This is a genomic window from Leptospira brenneri (assembly GCF_002812125.1).
Classification (GTDB): domain Bacteria; phylum Spirochaetota; class Leptospiria; order Leptospirales; family Leptospiraceae; genus Leptospira_A; species Leptospira_A brenneri.
In genome coordinates, this window is sequence record NZ_NPDQ01000006.1 from 18,949 (window position 1) to 38,534 (window position 19,586).

A 19,586-nucleotide genomic window follows, 5' to 3' on the forward strand; every position below is an offset into this window, starting at 1 on the left:
GAAAAATTGACTTTTATGTCCAGGATCTTCACTCCAGAACTCTTTTTGGTGATTGCCGCCATTCTTTGGGGTGGAACCTTTGTGGTCATCAAACTTGCACTGGATTCGGTGCCACCTTTCCTTTTTTTAGCCGTTCGGTTCTGGCTTGCTGGGATCATCACTTTACTTCTCTATCGCAAAACTTTATTTTCAAAAGCAAACAGAAGATGGGATTATATCATTCCTGCCTTTCTTGTCGCTTTATCAGCTCTTTTGGGTTATGCCTTCCAAACCATTGGTCTTGTTTATACAACAGCCACTCAGTCTGGGTTCATGACTGGTGCTTATGTGGTATTTGTTCCTCTATTACAAATCTTAATCGAAAGAAAATTACCATCACTTAGGACATGGATTGCTGTTCTCATTGTGGTGGTTGGATTATTTTTAATTTCTCAAAATGGTCGCTCTTATGATGAAATCATTACATCCATGGAATTTGGATTTGGTGATGGACTCACTCTCATTGGTGCTTTTTTCTTTGCCGTTTACATCATACTCATTGATATTTTTAGTAAAAAAATTCCTGCACAAATTTTGGTTTCGTTTGAAATCCTTCTAATCGCTATTGTTTCCACAACCTTATTCCCTGTAGAATCGGTTTTTTTAAACCAATCAATCTCTATTCAGTTTGATTTAAAATTTTGGATAGGAATCATTTATACATCTGTTTTTGCTACGATATTTACCACTCAAATTCAAACTAGATACCAAAAGGCTGTCCCTCCAGCGAGGGCCGGCTTACTGTATAGTATGGAGCCTGTGTTTTCATTTTTTCTCGCTTATTTAGTATTAGGTGAGAGGCTTGGTGCTGTTGGAGCTGTGGGTTCTGCACTTACCCTTTTCGGAATTATATTTTCTGAACTAGGTAAGTGGAACAAAAGAGAAGAGTGATTGTAGTTGTCAGTATTAGAGTTTTCTCCGTGATACTGACAATTTAGGTTTAGATGATCTGGTGTTCTTTAAGAGCGTGATAAAGAATCCCGATGGTTACTTTGAGAATCGATAAAACCGGAATGGCAAGTAACATTCCAAAGATACCAAAAAAATTACCACCAACAGCGATCCCAATCAAAATTGCCAAGGGATGCAAAGATACCGCATTGGCAATCACTACAGGTTGGACAATTGCATTGTCTACTAACTGCGCCACTACGACAACAGAAGCAATGGAACCAATAGAAGGTGACATCTCTGGAAATAGAATATTAAATAAAATCGGAGGAACTGCTCCAATGAGTGGCCCTAGATACGGAATGGAGTTTGCCACTCCAAGAAAGATTCCAAATAGAAAAAAGAATTTAACACCAACAATATAAAATCCAAGAGAGGCAACGATGGCCATAATTCCACATTGGATTACTAAACTTTTTAAATAACTAGTGATTTGTTGGTTCATTCGATAAAACACCATCAGGAACATTTCAAAAAAACGATTGGGTATAAAACTAATCATTGTTTTGTAAATGAGATTAGCATCTAAAAGTAAAAAGAAACTAATGATCGGAATGATGATCATCCAACTGAGAAAAGTAGGGATCATAACAACCATTTCTCTTAAAAATTCTTCTAAGTTGCTAGTTGCCATTTTAGCAACTTCTTCTGGGTTGATAATTTTTTTCCAAAGTTCTGGATTTTTTGATAGAACCGGGAGTTTGTTAAAATCAAACAACTGAAAGTTTGGGTCATCCATTTTGACTGACCATTCTGAAACAATTGGTTGTGCCTTTTCAAAAAGGTTTGGTAAGTAAAACGCCAAAAACCAATAAGCACCAAAGATCAAAAAACTAAAAATAAAAATGATTGTGATGGCCCTGTGGATTCCTCTTGATTCAAAATAATCTACTATCCCATGAAAAATATAAAAATGAATTCCTGAAATCAGAAGGGGAATTGCTAAAAATTTTACTCCAATGATTCCGATGAGTGCAGTGAGGATAATGAGGCCAAAAAAAGCACTACGTAATATTAGCGAGGATATAGTGTTTTCTTTACTGTTCATTTGGTTTTGTTCTTTTTACTTTTAAAGTAAGCTGCTTCTAATGTATCGTTTGTTTTGCGTAGTCTATCAGCGATGATGGAAGCAAAACTTAAAAGTAAATCATTTCCTACTCTTGGTTTTGTCTCGAGTAAGGTTTTTAGTTCCGGTTGGAAAAATCCAAGAAGAATAGAATCAACAAGAGCTACGGCAGTCGCTGATCTTGGGAAATCTTGGAAGAGAGCGAGTTCTCCAAAAAAAGCACCTTTTTCTAGTTCGGCGAGTTTTAAGGTAACACCTTCTCTTTCAGAATAAATTTCCACCTTCCCTTGAAGGATGAGATAGACCCCTGTCCCTGCTTGGCCTTGGTAAAAAATAGTTTCACCAGCATAATATTTTCGTTTGTGGATTAGCCTTGCGACTTCACGTAGTGTTCTGCGAGACATACCTTCAAAGATAGCGGTTTCGCGTAAAAAATGTGAAATCTCCGTAATTGGGTTTTCGTCACGTTTGAGAATGGATTTCCAAAGGGGAAGTTGCATAAAGCCTCTCCTATATAAATCGGATAGACGGGGTCCGGAATTGATAAAACTTGATCCGTATGGGGCAAGCTTTTTACGTAACAGGCACGGGAACGGACATCGGAAAAACTTTTTTTTCGAGTTTGTTTATGGCCAAATACGCAAATACCCACGGATTTCGGTATTGGAAACCGGTCCAAACTGGTGCACCTAGCGCCGGTGATACTCAGTTCATACAAAAAACCACCGATTTACCAGATTCTTTTTTTCTTTCACCGGTTTATGAATTTGCAACTCCTGCAAGTCCACATTATGCCTCCAAACTAGAAGGGAAAAAAATTGATCCCAAATATCTTGTTGGGGAACTGGCAACAGTCAGAAAAACGAATACACTTGTTGAAGGAGCGGGAGGAGTTTTTGTTCCTTTGACAGAAGATTATTTAACCATTCGCGGGATCCAAGAAAGTAACTTCCCTGTGATTGTGATTGGATCCACAGAACTTGGAACCATCAATCATTGTTTACTCACATTGGATGCACTCACAAGTAGGTTTGTTCCTGTTTTAGGATTTTATTTAGTCGGACAAAAAAGTTCATTACAAACTGACAATGCTGAAATAATACAAAAGTTAGGTGGTGTTTCCTGTTTAGGGATTACAAATTTCCCTGAACAAAAATTGTCACCTGCTGAATTTATTTCATTTGCCAACAATCATTTTGATACAGATCGAAATGTGATCGATCTTTTACTGAGTCCAGATGATGAATTTTAATCCCGTTGAAACACATACCTGGGTTCCTTTGACCATCCAAGAAGAGGGCGAAACCTTAATTAATATTGTAAAAGCAGAAGCTGAGTTTGTCACTGATTCGGATGGAAATACTTGGATTGATGCCATCGCCAGTTGGTGGACCATGATCTTTGGACACCGTCATCCCAAGTTAGTTTCTGCGCTCGAAAAACAAATTACAGAACTTGACCATGTTATGCTTGCGGGACATATCCATCCTGCTGCTGAGTCTTTATCTAAAGCTCTACTAGAATTAACTAATTTAGACTTCCATAAGGTTTTTTATTCGGATAACGGATCAAATGCGATCGAAATTGCTTTAAAACTTTCCATCCAATACTATCAAAATCATCCTGATCATAAACCTAGGTCAGAGTTTCTGGTATTTTCTAATTCCTATCATGGAGACAGTATTGGAGCTATGAATGTCTCTGGAAAAAATTATTTTAATCGTATTTTTTCCGACTTAAGATTTCCTACAAAAGAATTTCCGGCTCCCAATTGTATGTTTTGCCCATGGGGAAAGTCGGCAAATACTTGTTCCGTGGAGTGTTTGACCGATTTGGAACTAGCAATCAAACAAAAGGAATATGTTGGAATTGTGATTGAACCGCTTGTTTTTGGTGCCAACGGGATGTTGTTTTATGATAAAAAGGTTCTTGTAAAACTTCGGGAATTAGCAACACAAACAAATACCCTTCTTATTTTTGATGAAGTGTTTACGGGAATGGGAAGACTAGGGGAAGCTTTTGCTTACCAAAAGGCAGGAGTCAAACCTGACTTACTTGTGATGGCAAAAGGTCTCACAGGAGGAATGTTACCTCTTGGTGTTACCTTGGTGGCAAAATTCATTTACGAACAGTTTATATCAAAGGATCCTTATCGCGCTTTTTTTCATGCCCATACCATGACGGGGAACCCATTAGCATGTAGCGTTGGTTATGCGTCGGTTTCTCTCTTAAAAGAAATAGGACTCAGTCAGGTAAAAAAACTAGAGGTTTACTTACAAAAACGAGTGGAACCATTCCAAAGAAAACTAGGGAAACGAATTGAAAACGTAAGGGTGATGGGAGGGATCTTTGCTTTTGAGTTTAAGGAAACCATTGCAGAAGACGAATATTTGAATCCTGTAGGAAAACGGATCCGTGAAAAAATGAAAGAATTCCGTGTTCTCCTTCGGCCATTGGGGCGAACCATCTATATCACTCCCCCATATACCATTTCAGAAAACTCTCTAGACCAGATATTTTTGGCCTTGGAAGAGACCCTACTTGGTTTTGCCGAATCAGATTGAGACTAAATATACGAACCGATTTTCTTCGTTTACACAGGTTCCTGGACTCAAGAACCTGTTCCCATGATTGCAGAAGTCCAAGAAAAAACAGTTTCCTCAGCACCTTCCTTGATTACGGAAGCGGAAGCCCTCGAAATCCTAGAAGGAAAAGTTCCTTTAATTTCGGTTGTGGCGCGTGCATCGGAAGAAAGAAATCGTTATTATACCAACCGTGTTCGCATTCATATATTAGATAATATCAAAAACGGTTATTGCCCAGAAGATTGTGGGTATTGTGCCCAAAGAAAAGGTGGAGATTCAGGAATCCAAGAGTATTCTTTAAAGTCTCCAGAAGAAATTTGGGAAGATGCAAAACGTGCCAAAGACAATGGTGCCTACCGGTTTTGTATGGTGACTTCGGGACGCGGTCCCACAGACAAGGCGGTTGATAAACTAGCTGAGACCATTTCCAAAATCAATGGGGAACTTGGGATGAAGGTTTGTTTGTCTGCAGGGATCTTGGATGCAAAAAAAGCGAGGACTCTAAAAGATGCGGGACTCGACAGATACAATCACAACCTGAATACATCTGAGTCCAAATACAATGAAATTTGTTCCACTCATACCTTTAGAGACCGACTAACAACACTTGAGGCGGCGAGAGAAGCTGATATTGGTCTTTGTTCTGGGATTATCGTGGGAATGGGGGAAGAACTAAAAGACTTGGTTCAAGTTGCGTTTGAATTGAAACGTCTTGGAGTGATCTCTATCCCTGTTAACTTTTTTATTCCCATCAAAGGACATGCCATCCAGAAGTCGTCACTCACTCCTGAATTCTGTATTCGCGTTTTATCTGTTTTCCGATTGGTCAATCCTGATTCAGAAATTCGTATTGGTGCGGGAAGGGAAGGTCATTTGGGTGCTTTACAATCAATGGCTCTTTTCGTAGCCAATTCATTGTTTGCTGAAGGATATTTGAATGTCAAAGGTAGTGAGATGGTTCAAACAATGAACCTGATTCGTGACTGTTCTATGGTTCCTGAATTTACGGAAGGTGTTCCTGAAGGATGGGATGAATTCGAATCACAATTCCTCTACGACGAGAAAAATTTTCCGGAACTCTATAAACATAAAAAGTAGTTTGCCTTTTTTACTTTTGGCGGTAATATGCTCCTACTTTACCGCTTCTAGTGAGAAACATGCGAAAACCATCTTTACCGTTTCGAAAGCAGATGAGTTATGCGATCGGCCAATTGGGCTGGTCCACTCTCGTTAATATCATCGGGCTCCATCAAGTTTACTTCTATCTTCCTCCCGCACCAAAGCCAGGCCAGGAATGTTTTCCTGATTTGATTGAAAAGATGGCCTTTTGGGGGCTCTCTACGATTGGAATTGTTGCTGCTGTGGGTCGTTTATGGGATGCGTTCACTGACCCTGTGATCGCCAATTCTTCGGACCGGTTTTCCTCTCGGTTCGGTAGACGGATTCCATTTCTGTTTTTAGGAGGGATTCCCGCTGCCGTCTTTTGTTGGCTTATTTTTGTTCCCCCATACAATTTCATCTCTTCTACAAATTTGGTTTGGATGACGGTTTGTATGTTGTTATTTTACCTTTTTTTGACCATCTATGTCACTCCCTTCTTTGCTCTCATCCCAGAGCTTGGACATACGCCAGAAGAAAGGTTAAACTTATCTACTTATATTTCAGTGACCTATGCCTTGGGAATCATAGTGGCCTCGACAGAACCAGTCATTGCAGGAATTTTGAAATCTAGTTTTGTTTTTGATGCGGATCTATCTCTCCAAACCTTAATTTCCCGCCAATACGCTCTGGGGATTTTATGTTTGTTTGCAGCGATTTGTATGTACTTCCCGGTTTTCACCATTCATGAAAAAACCTATTGTGAATCGGAAGCTTCGAGTGTTCCCTTCAAAGAAGCGATTTTTCTTACATTCAAAAATAAGAATTTTCTATACTTCGCTTTGTCAGACCTCTGTTATTTTCTTGCTCTCACCATTCTCACTACTGGGATTTCTTATTACGTCACTGTTCTTTTGGAACTTGAGAGAGAGTTTGTCACACAACTATTAACCGTGATGTTACTTGTTTCCTTCGCTTTTTATCCAGTGGTCAATTGGGTGGCTCGAAAAGTGGGAAAGAAAAAAACTGTCTTATTTGGATTTTATGTTTTTTTAGCATTATTCCTTTCGATCTATTTTATAGGGAAGGATCGTTTGCCAATACCGTCACATATCCAAGGTTATTTGATCGTAGCCATTGCGGCGATTCCTATTGCCATTCTTGGGATCTTGCCGAATGCGATCCTTGCTGATATTGCTGAACTCGATTCATTAAAAACCGGTTCAAAACGAGAAGGACTGTTTTATGCAGGAAGAACCTTTATGCAAAAGTTGGGACAAACACTGGCGGTTCTTATCTTTAGCACTGTCATTCTCCTCGGACTTGATCGTGAAACAAAGAAAAACGTAAGTCCCCATGTAACGGGAATCATTGCTCCTTCTGTCTCCGAACCTACGCAAGAAGGGAAAAAAAATAATGAAGTTGAGGCAAAAATAAGTAAGGAATCTACTATTTGTAAAGTCGAAGTAGAAGAAGCAGGAGGGGAGCTCGGCGTCCGTCTGACCGGTCCTCTTGCCTCTGCATTCTGTATATTAGCCATCTTTTTGTTTGGAAAATACAAGGAAGATGAAACTTTAGAAGAGATTGCAAAGATACGTGGAAATTAAATCCTGGTTTTTGGAGCTATTCAGATGAGATATCGCATTGAGACAACCAAGTTAAAGAACGGGTATATCGAAGCCAAACTCATTGAGACAACCACAAATAACCCGATTGAATTTCGGATTTGTGATACGGAAGAATACGCGCAGGCGCAAATCAAAGATTGGCAAAAGCGCTTCCGAATGAATGAACCGCAAGAACAAGATTAACATCTTCCTCCGTTGGGGCATGGTTCTTGCCCTAGTGACGAGCATCACCGATTGTAGATCGAGCTCGAAACGCGATTATTTCGATTCCAGTTTTCAATGTTTTGCAGAGCCAGGGTGGCGAGACAACTCTAACTTTAAAAAGTATATAGAGAACGCTTGGCTCCCCACACGGCTGTTATACGCAGAAGATAATTCAAAAATCAAAAGATCAGATATTGTTTTTGCAGGCGATAGTCTGGTGCATTTGTTTTTACCAGAGTTAATGGTGAAAGAATTCCCAGGCCAGTCAGTCACCAATCGTGGGATTGGTGGGGATATGACAGAAACACTACTCACCCGAATTGAAGAAGACGCCCTGACTCTCCATCCTGGAACAGTGGTGATTGAAATTGGAGGGAATGATTTCATCCAAGGGAAGTGTTTGAGTTTGGTTCAAAACAATCTCCTGGCAATCATTCAAAAGATTCATTCCAAAAATAGAAATACAAAGATCCTTCTCATTGCCATTCCACCTACTAGAGTGAAGGAACTGAATCAAATTGTTCCTGTATTCAATCTATTTCTAAACCAAGTGGCAAGGACCACGGCCAATGTGGAATATATCGAAGTTTGGGACAGAATGAGAAAAATAGATTCTCCTACACTCAGTGAAGAATTCATCCGCCCCAATGGAGACAGCCTACATTTTAATGAAAAAGGATATGAACTTTGGGGTAAAAAGTTACGGCCTTATTTACAAAAATAAAAATGAATTCCCTTCTTCTTATTTCTCGTTCCCATATTCCTAATTCGATTCTTTCTAAAACCTTTGATAATCTAAAGTTTGATCCCACAAATTCGTCTACTGCCGATTCGCTTTCGGCGATATCCCGTACGGAAAAGTTTGGATTGTATTGTATCCGAATTTCGCAACCTGAATCTTTAAACAGAAATCAAGTTCTGAATATTCGAAATCAATTGGCGGAACATAAAATTGATTTTTTATATCTTGGTGCTTTACTACCCAAGGATAAAGAGTCGCTTTTTGTTTTTGATATGGATTCCACCGTAATCAACGAAGAAGTCATTGATGAGTTGGCAAGAAAACACGGAGTGTTTGAGGAAGTGGCGACTGTGACCAAACAAGCAATGGAAGGTGGAATGGGTTTTGATGAAGCCCTTCGCCTCCGAGTGAAACACTTAGCGGGACTTTCCAAAGAAAGTTTTAAAGAAGTGTATGATCTACTCACGCTGAATGATGGAATGGAAAAGGTATTTCAATTTGTTCCGGCCAATGGATCAAAACTCGGAATCCTGAGCGGTGGGTTTACTCCCGTATTACAGTTATTCTCCGAAAAGTACCCTGTTAGCTTTTATAGAGCCAATGGTTTAGAAGAAGTAGATGGAATTTTTACAGGTTCCATTTTTGGTGAGATCATCAACAGGGAAAAAAAAGAAATTTATCTAAAACAATATGCTAGAGAACTCTCCATTCCAATAGAACAAGTGGTTGCTGTGGGAGATGGGGCCAATGATGCACTGATGCTCGGAGCAGCTGGTATTGGTATTGGTATCCACGCCAAACAAGGATTAAAAGATCAAATCACTAATTGGATAGACTTTACTGACCTATCTGCTTTAGTCTTTCTCTTTGAGGATACGTTTTAATTCATCCAAAATGGATAATGCCTCTAAAGGCGGAATTTGGTTTGGATCAATTTGTTTTAATCTTTTTAAAACCTTTTCTTCGTTTGCAGAGATATTGTTTGTTTGATTGTCCATAAGACCTGCAAACAAACTCGGTTCTTCATTTTTAATTTTGATTTCTCGTTTTTTGGATTCTAGCCCAGATAAAATTTCTTTGGCCCGATCCGAAACAGATTCAGGAATCCCTGCAAGTTTTGCAACATAGATCCCAAACGATTGTTTCGATTTCCCTCGTTTGACTTTTTTTAGAAATAGGATTTCTCCTTCTTTTTCAAAAGTATCCAAATACAAATTAAAAATTCCATTTCCTTTTTCTAGTTCCGTTAACTCATGATAGTGGGTGGCAAAGATGGTTTTTGGTTTGGGAAATTTTGCAGATAAAAATTCTAAAATGGCCCAAGCAATTGATAGTCCATCATAGGTAGAAGTTCCTCTGCCCACTTCATCAAATAGGATCAAACTGTTTTCTGAAAATTGATTTAGAATGGTGGCAGTCTCTTTCATTTCAACAAAGAAAGTGGATTCACCTTTGGTGAGATTATCACCTGACCCAATCCGAGTGAAGATTCGATCCACTATAGCCAGTGACGCCTTCTTGGCGGGAACATAAGAACCCATTTGGAAGAGGATTTGGTTGATAGCAATTTGGCGCATAAAAGTGGATTTACCGGCCATATTGGGGCCAGTTAACACGGCGATGGCGCCTTCTTTCGGGTTTAAGTCTAAACTATTGGGTACAAAACGTTCGCCAATAGGTAAAAAAGTTTCTACGACAGGATGGCGAGATTCGGAATAGTTTAGAATTCCATCATTACGAATTTCGGGTCTTGTCCATTGGTATTCTTCCTTAGTTTCTGTGAGGGAGAGGTGGTAGTCTAACGAAGCTACTTCGTTGGAAAGAGTGAGGAACTCTTCATAAAGAGAAATACAATGTGCTACCAGTTCATCAAATTTTTCTTTTTCAATTCTTTCGATGATTTCATCTGCTTGGAGGATAGCTCTTTCTAAATCTTCTAATTCAGGAGAAGTAAATCGTTCTCCTGTAACAAGAGTTTGTTTTTTTAGGAAATGAGAAGGGACTTCTTTTGCTTGTGCTTTAGAGATTTCAATAAAGTATCCCAAAATTTTATTGTAACGAATCTTTAAAGAAGAAATTCCGGATGTTTTTTTCTCCTTCTCCTCCAATTCCAAAATCCAATCTTTCCCTTTTTCTCGAGCGAGGATGGCGTCGTCGTATTCTTTGTTGAACCCCGATTTTAAAAAAGGTGAATTCCCAAGAAATACAGGAAGTTCTCCTTCGAAGAGGGTATCAAAAAATAGTTTGGATAGTCCTATAAGTTCCTTCGGAAGTTTGGAAAAATCATAACCAATTCCATCTAAGATAGTTTTGATATTTTTTGTAGATTCTAAACTTTTGTCGATCCCACGAAAATCTCGTGGCAGGGCTTTTCCTACACGAAACCGAGTGAGAACACGTTCTAAGTCGATAAGATCACCTAACGATTCTTTGATTTGGAACCTTTCTTTTTTGTTGGCAGATAAAATTTCTATTTTATCCCAATGGGATTTGATTTTGTTTTCTTCTCGGGTTGGGAAAAGAATCCTTTGTTTTAGATACCGTTTCCCGGTGGCTGTAATACAACGATTTAAAACTCCAAACAGTGTATGGTTTTTATCATTTGGATTTTCAACAAGTTCTAAGTGGGCAACCGTTTGTTCATCTAGAACTAAATATTCGTTTTCATCAATTCGTCTGGGTGACTTAAAAACAAAGTTTTGTTTTCTGTAATTGTATTGGAGATAAGCATCCAGAACATGGACAACCGTATCAATTCCTGCCCCTTTCTTTTTGGGGATAAAATCGGCAGGCACTTGTGAAAGGATGATTTTTAATTCTTTTGTGAGTGGAGGCAATTCATCAGTATAGATGATTTCTTTTGGTGAGAATCTTTTGATTGTATCGTTGATTCTTTCTGTTTCATTTTCTGAAAAAAAGAAATATAATAGTTCAGAAGTGGATACATCAGCAAACGCTAAATAGACGGATGTTTTTTCCTTATAGTATAAGGATAAATAATTGTTTTGGTATCCGCCGAGTAAATTGTCTTCAACCACTGTTCCTGGTGTGATGATCCGAACCACTTCTCTCGACATGATTTTGGCTTTGGGGTCTTCTGGTTTGATTTGTTCACAGACTATTACTTTTTTTCCAGCAGCGATCAACCTAGATATATAACTTTCTGTAGCATGGTAAGGAATCCCGGCCATAGGGATTTGATTTTGTCTTTTGGTAAGAGTGATGTCTAAAATCTGCGCAGCAATTTTTGCATCCTCTAAGAACATCTCGTAAAAATCGCCCATACGGAAAAATACAATTCCATCTGGATGTTGTTCTTTCACTTCCATGTATTGGCGCATTACGGGAGTATTCAATGCTTCATATTGTTCGGACATTTTGTACCAATTCTCGTATTTTTTTTGGATCTTTTTTCCCGTCGGTTTCTACTCCGCTTGCAACATCGATTCCATAGGGATGGACTGTTTCGAGAGCAGTTTTGACATTTTGGGGTGTGATTCCGCCAGCAAGTAAGAAAGGTCGTTTTACGGATGTTACATATTCCCAAGGGAAACTATGCCCGGTCCCACCACCAAAATCTTTATTATAACTATCTAGAATGACTAAATCGGATTTTGGTTCTAAGTCATCATCGGAGATGACTTTCTCTTGGATACGAATGGCAGGTAGGAGAGTTTTTTTCTCTGTGAAGTTTGTCCAAAGTTCTTGGGTTAGAAACTTATCACCACGAATGAGTTGGATGAGATCGGGATTGTAACGTTCTGTCAAATTTTGAATTTCGGAAACAGAGTTTTCGAAGAATAAAAAGACTAGTTTTGGGAATCCTGGTTTGGATCTAAGTTTTAATAAGGACTTTGCTGTTTCTTCATCGATTTGGCGTGGGGATCGTGGGGAAAAATTGAGGCCAACCAAATCGACCTGGAGGTCCACACAGAGTTCCAATGTGGCCAGGTCTTTGATTCCACAGATTTTGATTTTGTATCCGGTTCCCATCGAGAACCAGATTGAATCAACTCAGATCAGAGGCAATCGATCCTTTGTATCCGTAGTGTAAAAATTTAAGGAAACTGTCCTGATAGAACAACATATCCTCTTTGGAAATGCCCTGTCTAACCATTTGGACAAAGATATTGAGAAAGAAAGAAAGAATGTTTCGAACAACGAATTCGCTTACTTCTCCCTTGTAACTTGGAGTTTTTTCTTTGAAGGTCGTATACTGTTCAAAATTGATTTTTGTAAGACGAGTGAGAACAGTATCTGGGAATTCTTCTAAATGCGAGCCTTGGGCTTTGGTTAATAAAAGGATAAAATCATCTCGATTTGTATCTACATAATCGAGTGCAACATGAAATCGTTCCTTCCATGCATCATAACTGTCGTTAAATCTTTTTTCGAAATAATCTGGATGGGAAACATAAGCAAAAGCTTTTTCCATTCCAGAAAGAACTGGCTGTAAGATTTCCGTGAGTAGGTGTTCTTTGTTTTCGAAGTAATTATAGATATTACTCGTGGATACCTTTGCTTTTTTGGCAATGGTTCGCATACTAGCCTTCTCAAAACCGAGTTGAATGAATTCTTCTCGAGCCGCTTGTAAGATTTCTTTTCTTGTGTGTTCTTTGGGCGTTTGCATGATCCTGAACGTTGTTTCCTAAAAGAACAATGTCGTTCAGGATTCATTTGTAAAGTTTAATTTTACATGTTTATTGTATTTTGTATCAAATTTGCCACAATTCCATACAGGCGAAAACTTCCTAACACCAAAACCGGAGATCTGCCTTGAAATAAGCCTTTCAGATTTTCCTCAGAATGAACTCTCGTTGTTCTGGGCCTTAACACTTCTGGAGGCTCTGGAAAGGTTCCAAATCCGGCTCCCTCCCAAAGGTAAAGAGACTGGAGGGGGAGGCCTTCCAAAACTCGTAAGATTCCTTCCCTGTCTTTGTCGGGCAGGCTCCCCAAAACGATGGAAAAGGAGTCATGTGTGAGGGAAAATTCCCTTGTGGTTGTCGCAATGGCTTCTGGGTTGTGAGCAGGATCAAAAACAATCTCAGGGCTTGTATGTAAAACTTCCATTCTCCCTCGAGGTCGTCCTACGGATTCCCAAGAAATGGAGTTTAGCCTAGGGCGAAGGCCAGGAAGGAATGAACCTAATGTTTCTTTCGCAAAAAGAAAGTTTGTTTCTAGGTAGGTTGGTTTTTTTTCTGTCGGTAGAATCTGAACCGGTATTTTTATTTTTGGAAAACTTTCGATTTCTTTTTTTAGACTCAAGTCTTCTGGATCCATCGCCACAAGTTGCCTGCAAACATCTGTTAGGATTCCTAATTTTTCCTGACAGATTTTTTCTTTGGTGTCACCTAAGATTTCAGAATGATCGATCCCAATCTTTGTGAGTACAACATAATCAGCATGGACAAGTTTTGTGGCATCGAGTCTTCCTCCGAGCCCAGCTTCCCAAATTTCAAACTCTGTTTTTTGAAAAGAAAAGTAGAGATAAGAAAATACAGTTAAAAATTCAAAATAGGAAAGAGATTCAAATTCTTTTAAGTCGGGGAGAATGGTTCTTTGAAAGAAGGCCTCAACTTCGTCTTGGTTTGATAACTCTGGTTTTCCTTCTTTAAAAATTTGGAACCGCTCCAAGGGGGTAAGAAGGTGAGGCGAAGTATAAAGTCCAGTTTTATATCCCAAAGTAGAAAGTAGAGAAGCTAAATAGTGTGAAGTGGAACCTTTTCCGTTGGTTCCCACAACGCTGATTCGAATGGGTTTGTGAACCTTATGTTTGGAACTTAAAGATAGAAAGAGTTTGGATAATCCTTCCAATGAATATTCTTTGAATACATTGAAGTTTCTCGTTTTTTCTATATTCTGTAAGCTATGTAAAAAATTCAAAAACTGCATTGTGATTGATCTAGATTTAAACCTTTTCGTTCATAAATATTAAAGTTAAACTCTAGACTTTAATTGTTTTAGAAGTAAAGACTCCACTTTCCCAATCCATTTCTCTTTGGCTTTCGAATTTGTAAATAACTCAAATTGTTTGATCCCTTGGTAAAGTAACATATGATATCCAGGAATGATATCTGCCTTTTTTTTCTTAGCCTCTTTGACTAGGTCGGTTTCTAAAGGGTTATAAACAATATCGAATAACGTATGTTTTTTGGTAAAAAATTTTTTATCGAGTATTGGTTCCCCACCAAATCCTTTCATTCCCACGGGAGTGGTGTGGATGATGAGGTCATACTGATCCACTTCTTTCATACACTCTTCTTTGGAGGTAATATGCAACCAATCAGGATTCCCCAAGGAAAAAGATATTTCTTTGGAAGCAGATTCATTCCTTGCGAGGATTTTTACCTTTCTTTGGATCTTTTTATCACTACTGTTTTTTTTAAGAGTCTCCGCAATTTCAAATAGAATCCCTTTGGCACTTCCCCCACTTCCCAGGATTAAAATTTGTTTTTCTTTTTTAGGATCTAAAAGCTCTGGATTGGATTTTGTGATGGAGAGAACTGCACCTGTTCCGTCCGTATTCACAGCTTGGATGTTTCCATCGCGGAAAATTAAGGTATTGGAAGAGCCCATGGTCTTTGAAGCATTACAAACAACGTTCGCTTGTGAATAGGCCCATTCTTTCAATGGTATGGTTACTGAAACTCCCTTCACTCCTAGATCTATTAAGGGGCGAAGGCCAATCTCTTTCCATCTTTCGTTCTCAAATACCAAATAGACTCCATCATACCCTGAGAGTTGGAATAGAGTATTATGGATCCAAGGAGAAAGAGTATGACCCAAGGGATATCCTAAAATCCCAAAAATTTCAGTGTGTTTTGAATACAAGGAAAACCTCTTTTTTTATCTTATGGACTAAACTATGGCTTACCGAAAATAGGTATTAGACAGGTACAAGAACAATGATTTCATTACCGCTTGCCGCGCCATCAGAACCATGGACAATTCTAGTAGATATTTTATTCTTTTTTCTCGCATCCGCAGCCTGTGCCTATTATTTTTATTATTATAAAAAGAAAGACTTACTCGGAAAATTTTGGGGATCCACTTTTGTTGCAGGGATTGGAGCGTTAATTGTTTTTGCAACGTTCCAAACTTATATCCGTGACATCATTATGTGGCTCATGTCTCCAAAAATTGGATCCACTCAGTTATCCAACGTGAACTTGGTCGCCATCTTTCTCGGTGGATTTACTGCCCTTTACATCATGAACCGAATCAACCATAACAAAGAAAGAAGAGATTGATTTCGATTTTTCATACAACTTTAAGTATTTAAGAAAATTATAATAAAATCCTAGAAGGGCGAGTACAAATCCTTGTTTACCATCTAGGATTCCCAACCGAATCCAATACATATAGAATCCTTTAAAACAGGCTTTTAAAAAAGCCCAAAACACCGAACTCGATTTTCCTTTTCTGAATTCTTCTTCTGCAAACAAACTAGAATATCGATCAATGAATTGTAAATGGTCGGATATGTTTTTATAAGAATAATGATAAAGTGGATTCTTTAGTTTGATTGGTTTTCCGATGAGTTTAACTCTTTCATGCACCAAACCACCGCTAAACTCTCCAGCCGTTTTTTTAAATAATCTAATTTGGTAGTTAGGATAATACCCGCCAAAACGAATCCATTTTCCTAAATAATAAGTCAGGCGAGGGACAAGATAACCAACAGATTGGAGTTTGTTGTGAGCAAATAAATTGATAATTTCGGACTTTAATCCATCAGAAACCACTTCATCAGCATCAATGGCAAGGACCCAATCAAACTTAGTTTGTTCGATGGCAAAGTTCTTTTGCGAAGCATAATTATCAAACTTACGATAGAAAACACGTGCTCCTAAAGACTTTGCAATTGTTACTGTTTTGTCTGTGGAACCAGAATCGATGACAACAATATCTTCTATAAACGAAAGGGCTTTGAGCGTGCGAGAAATATTATCCTCTTCGTTGAGGGTAATGATGGCACAGGATAAAGGAAGAGGCATATTTAAATTTGGTTGGGGTCTCGCACAGAGACAAACTTATCAGAAAGAGGGATTTCTAATCTTGCGATGGTGGAATCTTCTCCGATAATGATTCGAAAGAAATTGGGGTCGATACCTTCCCCTTTGAGCATAATGAGAATGAGAGCAAGACCAAGGCCGGCACCTTCTGTGGTATCAGCATTGTCCATATAGAACTGGGCGATGTCATCATAGACCATACCTTTCTCTAATCTTTCTCTAATGGCTTTTTCTTCTTCTTTGGCAATAGGGGTGTTGTTGATGACTTCGATGGTGATCCCATCATCATTAAATTTAAAATTAATTAAACAATAGTATCCTTTCTTTTTGGCTTTCATTCCAAATTCGTTGGACATCTCTTCTGAAAACATTTCACGGTATTCTCTAACTCCCCTTGCATATTGAGAGGGGTTCAGCATACTGTATCCGCGTTCTTCAAAAAAGACACGTTTTTGGTTGGCTTTGCAGGCATTGATCGCCAGTTCTTTGATGATGGTATAGAGAGTTGGGACGAGAGTGGGATAGGTGAGGCGATCCAAAATCAGGCCAACAGCCTCTTTGATGTGCTCTTCAACGGATTTGGACACCCGGTGAGTCTTTAGCGAGAGAATTTTCCCATTTTCGATGTGTAATTTGATGTGATCAGAAATCTCGCTTGTTTCCTTTCCCATACCCGAAATCTTTTCCATTCTAGTCCTTACTGTCAAGGTAACTAAGACCGCTAGTATGAAAAACCGCAGGCTTCTATTCCTCTCCTTATTTCTATCGGCTTTTGCCCCTACAATTCTTCTGTCCCAAAATTTGAAAATGAAATCAGTACGAATTTGGGACAGTGAAAAAGCCAATTTTGGCGGATTTGTCGATTTAGAAGTGGCACAAGGCAAAGTCATCTCTTTCCGAGAAGGGACACCGGTTTCCAATCCGAAGTACCTGCTCCCTGGATTTTGTGATGCTTCTGTGACCTTGGGAGCCAATGCACGAGGAGGGAAAACCAACCGTGATGAGCTTCCAACCTACCTTTCTGGGTATTTAGCAGCCGGATTCAGCCATATTGAGTCGGTGGGAGATCCAAATCTCACCCAAGTACAAAATGAAATCACCAAATCGAAATGGTTTTCACCAATTTTCACTCAGTCACAAAAACCAGCGCTCTATTCAGAAATCGCAATCGGACAAAGTTCTCTTTATCATTCGGGACTAGGTCTTGTTCCCGATCCCAAACGAAATCGTCACCTCCCCATTTTTTTAAAAGAAGTAGAAAACAGGGGTTTTTCTCAAACCGAACTCTATGCCAAACGGAGAGAAGGAGAGGAAAAAGGTTATTTACCGGTGGCCTATACTTTTTCGGACAAAACCAGTTGGGAGGATGCTTTGGACACGGGATTTGCTGTGATCTTTCACCCCATGCCGGCAGGAACTAATTTGTACCGGACACAAAAAAGAGACTTTCGTTGGGCACCGATGTTGTCCGTTCTCTACATCCAAAATCTAAAATCCAATCCTGAAGTTTGGAAGGAGGAGATTGAAGTTTGGTCGAAGCTCCATTCGGTTTTTGGAGCTCGGTGGAAGGATTCGTTTTCGATTGAGTCCGAGCCGGGAGAAGATAGCGACTCTGTTCCCAATTTTTCCGAATACCAATCCACATTTCAAACGGAAGCCGAGGCGAGAAAGAATCTCCTTTTTGCCAGTGGGGCAGGGCATTTTGGACTTTTCCCAGGACAAGCTGCCATTGTGGAAGTGAGGCTTTGGGAGGCCTTACTCACAAAAAAATGGGGAGAGAGAACGAGTGCTCCCATCGGGAAACCTGGATTTTGGGCTTCGTTTTTTGGTTCCTTTTCACCGAATTTACAAACTACCAATCTTGATCCAGAAACCTTACCACAAATCCGTAGGGAGATCCTTCAAACTTTGACTCTGAAAACTTGTTCCTTTGTTGGTGCCGATCACGAGGGGAAAATCCGAGTGGGAGGTCCTGCACATTTCTCCGTCCACAACGAAAATCCCCTGAAACGGCCTTCCGGAATATTTCCAATTGAATCCATGGTATTAGGAGGAAAACTGGTATATACCCCAAAACCCACCAAGGAAGGAACCGCAAAATGAAAGGCCCATCCTCAGAATTTGAACGTTTATTAGAAGAAAGTTTTAAAAAAAGACAATCCATCGAACCTGGCTCACGTCATGAAGCCAAAGTAACAGCTGTTAAGAATGATTATGTGTTCATTCGCACTGTAGAAAATAAAATCACAGGAAATATTTCTACTGAAGAATGGAGAGATGAAGTTCCACCAAAGGTTAACGACTCACTTGTTGTTTACTTTTTAAAAGAAAACTCCGGAGATTTTTATTTTACTACCTGTCTTTCCGGCGACAACCTAACAGAAGAACATATTGATTTGGCATCACAGTATGAAATTCCTGTGCTTGGTCAATTGCTTACCGAAGCAAATGGTGGTTGGGATGTCAAACTTGGTAGTTTCTCTGCCTTTGTTCCTTTTAGCCAATTGGATATTTCCTTAAAAGGGAAAAACATTGCTGGAAAACGAATCCGGTTTGTGATTTCAGAACTTGGGAAAAAACAAAATAAAATCATTTTATCTCAGAAAAAAATTGCAGATAAAGAAAGAGAATCTAAGAAACAGCTGTTACGTGATGAACTGAAAGTCGGAATGTTTGTTTCCTGCTCTATCAAAAGCATCCATAAGTTTGGCCTAATTGTAGACATGGACGGATTTGATGCTTTGGTTCCGCAATCGGAAGCAACCTACAAAAAAAATGCAGACCTGACCACAGAGTTCCGAGTGGGTGAATCTCTCCGTGCCAAAATTTTGACTTTGGACTGGGCTACGAATAAAATTTCGCTCAGTGTAAAAGACTTTTTATCAGATCCATGGTCTGGAAAACTTCCGTTCAAAGAATCGGACATTGTGACTGGAACCTTAGAATCGATCAAACCTTTTGGTTTATTCGTTCGGTTAGGTGATGATTTTACTGGCCTTGTTCCTAACAAAGAAACAGGAGTTCCTTCTCGTACACCTTTAAATACTGTCTTTAACCCTGGCCAAAAGTTGGAAGTTTTTGTTTTGGAAATCAATCCTGAAAAAAGACAAATTGCTTTGTCTATTTCCAAAGCGGCAGAAGCAAAAGATCGAATGGAATACCAAGAGTATATGACCAAGGAAGAAAGTCCGAGTTCCGTTTCTAGTTTTGGACTGGCTTTGCAAAAATCGTTGGAAAAAAAGAATAAGAAGTAATTTG

At 39.2% G+C, this 19,586-nt stretch carries 20 protein-coding genes; 11 read left to right on the top strand and 9 right to left on the bottom strand.

The window, feature by feature from the left end:
• Positions 1-15 precede the first annotated feature (15 nt).
• Positions 16-930, top strand: a complete 915-nt coding sequence (locus CH361_RS13265; RefSeq protein WP_100791523.1) for a DMT family transporter — start codon at positions 16-18, stop codon at positions 928-930.
• Between the two features lie 49 nt (positions 931-979).
• Here the strand turns inward: CH361_RS13265 and CH361_RS13270 are convergent, their stop codons facing one another.
• Together CH361_RS13270 and CH361_RS13275 are read right to left on the bottom strand one after the other, a co-directional pair.
• Positions 980-2,038: an AI-2E family transporter gene (locus tag CH361_RS13270; RefSeq protein ID WP_100791303.1), complete on the bottom strand. Its 1,059-nt coding sequence runs from the start codon at positions 2,036-2,038 to the stop codon at positions 980-982.
• Positions 2,035-2,556 carry a cyclic nucleotide-binding domain-containing protein gene (locus CH361_RS13275; protein ID WP_100791304.1) on the bottom strand — a complete coding sequence of 174 codons (522 nt, stop codon included), beginning with the start codon at positions 2,554-2,556 and terminating at the stop codon, positions 2,035-2,037. Before CH361_RS13275 ends, CH361_RS13270 begins: the two co-directional genes overlap by 4 nt.
• A 59-nt stretch (positions 2,557-2,615) precedes the next feature.
• On the opposite strand from CH361_RS13275, the gene bioD reads away from it, so the two are divergent.
• The 7 genes from bioD (at position 2,616) to serB (ending at position 9,197) form a co-directional block, all read left to right on the top strand.
• On the top strand, positions 2,616-3,308 hold the full coding sequence (bioD, locus tag CH361_RS13280) for a dethiobiotin synthase (protein ID WP_100791305.1): 693 nt from the start codon (positions 2,616-2,618) through the stop codon (positions 3,306-3,308).
• Positions 3,298-4,620, top strand: a complete 1,323-nt coding sequence (gene bioA / locus CH361_RS13285) for an adenosylmethionine--8-amino-7-oxononanoate transaminase (protein WP_100791524.1) — start codon at positions 3,298-3,300, stop codon at positions 4,618-4,620. Before bioD ends, bioA begins: the two co-directional genes overlap by 11 nt.
• Positions 4,621-4,683: 63 nt before the next feature.
• Positions 4,684-5,739 carry a biotin synthase BioB gene (bioB, locus tag CH361_RS13290; RefSeq protein ID WP_100791306.1) on the top strand — a complete coding sequence of 352 codons (1,056 nt, stop codon included), beginning with the start codon at positions 4,684-4,686 and terminating at the stop codon, positions 5,737-5,739.
• 92 nt (positions 5,740-5,831) lie between these two features.
• The gene (locus CH361_RS13295; protein WP_100791307.1) at positions 5,832-7,346 is read left to right on the top strand and encodes an MFS transporter; all 1,515 of its coding nucleotides are present in this window, start codon (positions 5,832-5,834) and stop codon (positions 7,344-7,346) included.
• Between the two features lie 24 nt (positions 7,347-7,370).
• The gene (locus tag CH361_RS13300) at positions 7,371-7,550 is read left to right on the top strand and encodes a hypothetical protein (RefSeq protein WP_002975048.1); all 180 of its coding nucleotides are present in this window, start codon (positions 7,371-7,373) and stop codon (positions 7,548-7,550) included.
• A 19-nt stretch (positions 7,551-7,569) separates the two neighbouring features.
• Positions 7,570-8,295: an SGNH/GDSL hydrolase family protein gene (locus CH361_RS13305; RefSeq protein ID WP_100791525.1), complete on the top strand. Its 726-nt coding sequence runs from the start codon at positions 7,570-7,572 to the stop codon at positions 8,293-8,295.
• 2 nt (positions 8,296-8,297) lie between these two features.
• On the top strand, positions 8,298-9,197 hold the full coding sequence (gene serB, locus CH361_RS13310) for a phosphoserine phosphatase SerB (protein WP_100791308.1): 900 nt from the start codon (positions 8,298-8,300) through the stop codon (positions 9,195-9,197).
• On the opposite strand, the gene mutS is transcribed toward serB, so the two are convergent.
• The 5 genes from mutS to CH361_RS13335 form a co-directional block, all read right to left on the bottom strand.
• Complete coding sequence (gene mutS / locus CH361_RS13315) at positions 9,168-11,690, bottom strand: DNA mismatch repair protein MutS (protein ID WP_100791309.1); 2,523 nt, start codon at positions 11,688-11,690, stop codon at positions 9,168-9,170. The genes serB and mutS overlap by 30 nt on opposite strands.
• Entirely contained in the window at positions 11,674-12,306 is a 633-nt protein-coding gene (locus CH361_RS13320) for a phosphoribosylanthranilate isomerase (protein WP_100791310.1), read from the bottom strand. Before CH361_RS13320 ends, mutS begins: the two co-directional genes overlap by 17 nt.
• 16 nt (positions 12,307-12,322) lie before the next feature.
• Positions 12,323-12,943, bottom strand: a complete 621-nt coding sequence (locus CH361_RS13325; RefSeq protein WP_100791311.1) for a TetR/AcrR family transcriptional regulator — start codon at positions 12,941-12,943, stop codon at positions 12,323-12,325.
• 62 nt (positions 12,944-13,005) lie between these two features.
• Positions 13,006-14,205 (bottom strand): Mur ligase family protein, encoded by a 1,200-nt coding sequence (locus tag CH361_RS13330; RefSeq protein ID WP_100791312.1) that lies wholly within the window; start codon positions 14,203-14,205, stop codon positions 13,006-13,008.
• Between the two features lie 45 nt (positions 14,206-14,250).
• Positions 14,251-15,144 (bottom strand): shikimate dehydrogenase family protein, encoded by an 894-nt coding sequence (locus tag CH361_RS13335; RefSeq protein WP_100791313.1) that lies wholly within the window; start codon positions 15,142-15,144, stop codon positions 14,251-14,253.
• Between the two features lie 74 nt (positions 15,145-15,218).
• Between CH361_RS13335 and CH361_RS13340 the strand changes: the two genes are divergently transcribed.
• Positions 15,219-15,563 (top strand): hypothetical protein, encoded by a 345-nt coding sequence (locus CH361_RS13340; RefSeq protein WP_100791314.1) that lies wholly within the window; start codon positions 15,219-15,221, stop codon positions 15,561-15,563.
• Here CH361_RS13340 and CH361_RS13345 read toward each other — a convergent pair.
• Together CH361_RS13345 and CH361_RS13350 are read right to left on the bottom strand one after the other, a co-directional pair.
• Entirely contained in the window at positions 15,468-16,310 is an 843-nt protein-coding gene (locus tag CH361_RS13345; protein WP_100791315.1) for a glycosyltransferase family 2 protein, read from the bottom strand. The genes CH361_RS13340 and CH361_RS13345 overlap by 96 nt on opposite strands.
• A 2-nt stretch (positions 16,311-16,312) precedes the next feature.
• Complete coding sequence (locus CH361_RS13350) at positions 16,313-17,017, bottom strand: histidine kinase (RefSeq protein ID WP_100791316.1); 705 nt, start codon at positions 17,015-17,017, stop codon at positions 16,313-16,315.
• A 37-nt stretch (positions 17,018-17,054) separates the two neighbouring features.
• Between CH361_RS13350 and CH361_RS13355 the strand changes: the two genes are divergently transcribed.
• Together CH361_RS13355 and CH361_RS13360 are read left to right on the top strand one after the other, a co-directional pair.
• Positions 17,055-18,431, top strand: coding sequence for a hypothetical protein (locus tag CH361_RS13355; RefSeq protein WP_100791317.1), 1,377 nt, complete (start codon positions 17,055-17,057; stop codon positions 18,429-18,431).
• A complete protein-coding gene (locus CH361_RS13360; protein WP_100791318.1) occupies positions 18,428-19,582 on the top strand; it encodes a S1 RNA-binding domain-containing protein in 1,155 nt (384 codons plus the stop codon). The genes CH361_RS13355 and CH361_RS13360 overlap by 4 nt, the downstream gene beginning before the upstream one ends.
• Positions 19,583-19,586 lie beyond the last annotated feature (4 nt).

Coding starts and splice junctions, on each gene's coding strand:
- CH361_RS13265 (WP_100791523.1), top strand. CDS start 16: ATGTCCAGGATCTTCACTCCAGAACTCTTTTTGGTGATTGCCGCCATT.
- CH361_RS13270 (WP_100791303.1), bottom strand. CDS start 2,038: ATGAACAGTAAAGAAAACACTATATCCTCGCTAATATTACGTAGTGCT.
- CH361_RS13275 (WP_100791304.1), bottom strand. CDS start 2,556: ATGCAACTTCCCCTTTGGAAATCCATTCTCAAACGTGACGAAAACCCA.
- bioD (WP_100791305.1), top strand. CDS start 2,616: ATGGGGCAAGCTTTTTACGTAACAGGCACGGGAACGGACATCGGAAAA.
- bioA (WP_100791524.1), top strand. CDS start 3,298: ATGAATTTTAATCCCGTTGAAACACATACCTGGGTTCCTTTGACCATC.
- bioB (WP_100791306.1), top strand. CDS start 4,684: ATGATTGCAGAAGTCCAAGAAAAAACAGTTTCCTCAGCACCTTCCTTG.
- CH361_RS13295 (WP_100791307.1), top strand. CDS start 5,832: ATGAGTTATGCGATCGGCCAATTGGGCTGGTCCACTCTCGTTAATATC.
- CH361_RS13300 (WP_002975048.1), top strand. CDS start 7,371: ATGAGATATCGCATTGAGACAACCAAGTTAAAGAACGGGTATATCGAA.
- CH361_RS13305 (WP_100791525.1), top strand. CDS start 7,570: ATGGTTCTTGCCCTAGTGACGAGCATCACCGATTGTAGATCGAGCTCG.
- serB (WP_100791308.1), top strand. CDS start 8,298: ATGAATTCCCTTCTTCTTATTTCTCGTTCCCATATTCCTAATTCGATT.
- mutS (WP_100791309.1), bottom strand. CDS start 11,690: ATGTCCGAACAATATGAAGCATTGAATACTCCCGTAATGCGCCAATAC.
- CH361_RS13320 (WP_100791310.1), bottom strand. CDS start 12,306: ATGGGAACCGGATACAAAATCAAAATCTGTGGAATCAAAGACCTGGCC.
- CH361_RS13325 (WP_100791311.1), bottom strand. CDS start 12,943: ATGCAAACGCCCAAAGAACACACAAGAAAAGAAATCTTACAAGCGGCT.
- CH361_RS13330 (WP_100791312.1), bottom strand. CDS start 14,205: ATGCAGTTTTTGAATTTTTTACATAGCTTACAGAATATAGAAAAAACG.
- CH361_RS13340 (WP_100791314.1), top strand. CDS start 15,219: ATGATTTCATTACCGCTTGCCGCGCCATCAGAACCATGGACAATTCTA.
- CH361_RS13345 (WP_100791315.1), bottom strand. CDS start 16,310: ATGCCTCTTCCTTTATCCTGTGCCATCATTACCCTCAACGAAGAGGAT.
- CH361_RS13350 (WP_100791316.1), bottom strand. CDS start 17,017: ATGGAAAAGATTTCGGGTATGGGAAAGGAAACAAGCGAGATTTCTGAT.
- CH361_RS13355 (WP_100791317.1), top strand. CDS start 17,055: ATGAAAAACCGCAGGCTTCTATTCCTCTCCTTATTTCTATCGGCTTTT.
- CH361_RS13360 (WP_100791318.1), top strand. CDS start 18,428: ATGAAAGGCCCATCCTCAGAATTTGAACGTTTATTAGAAGAAAGTTTT.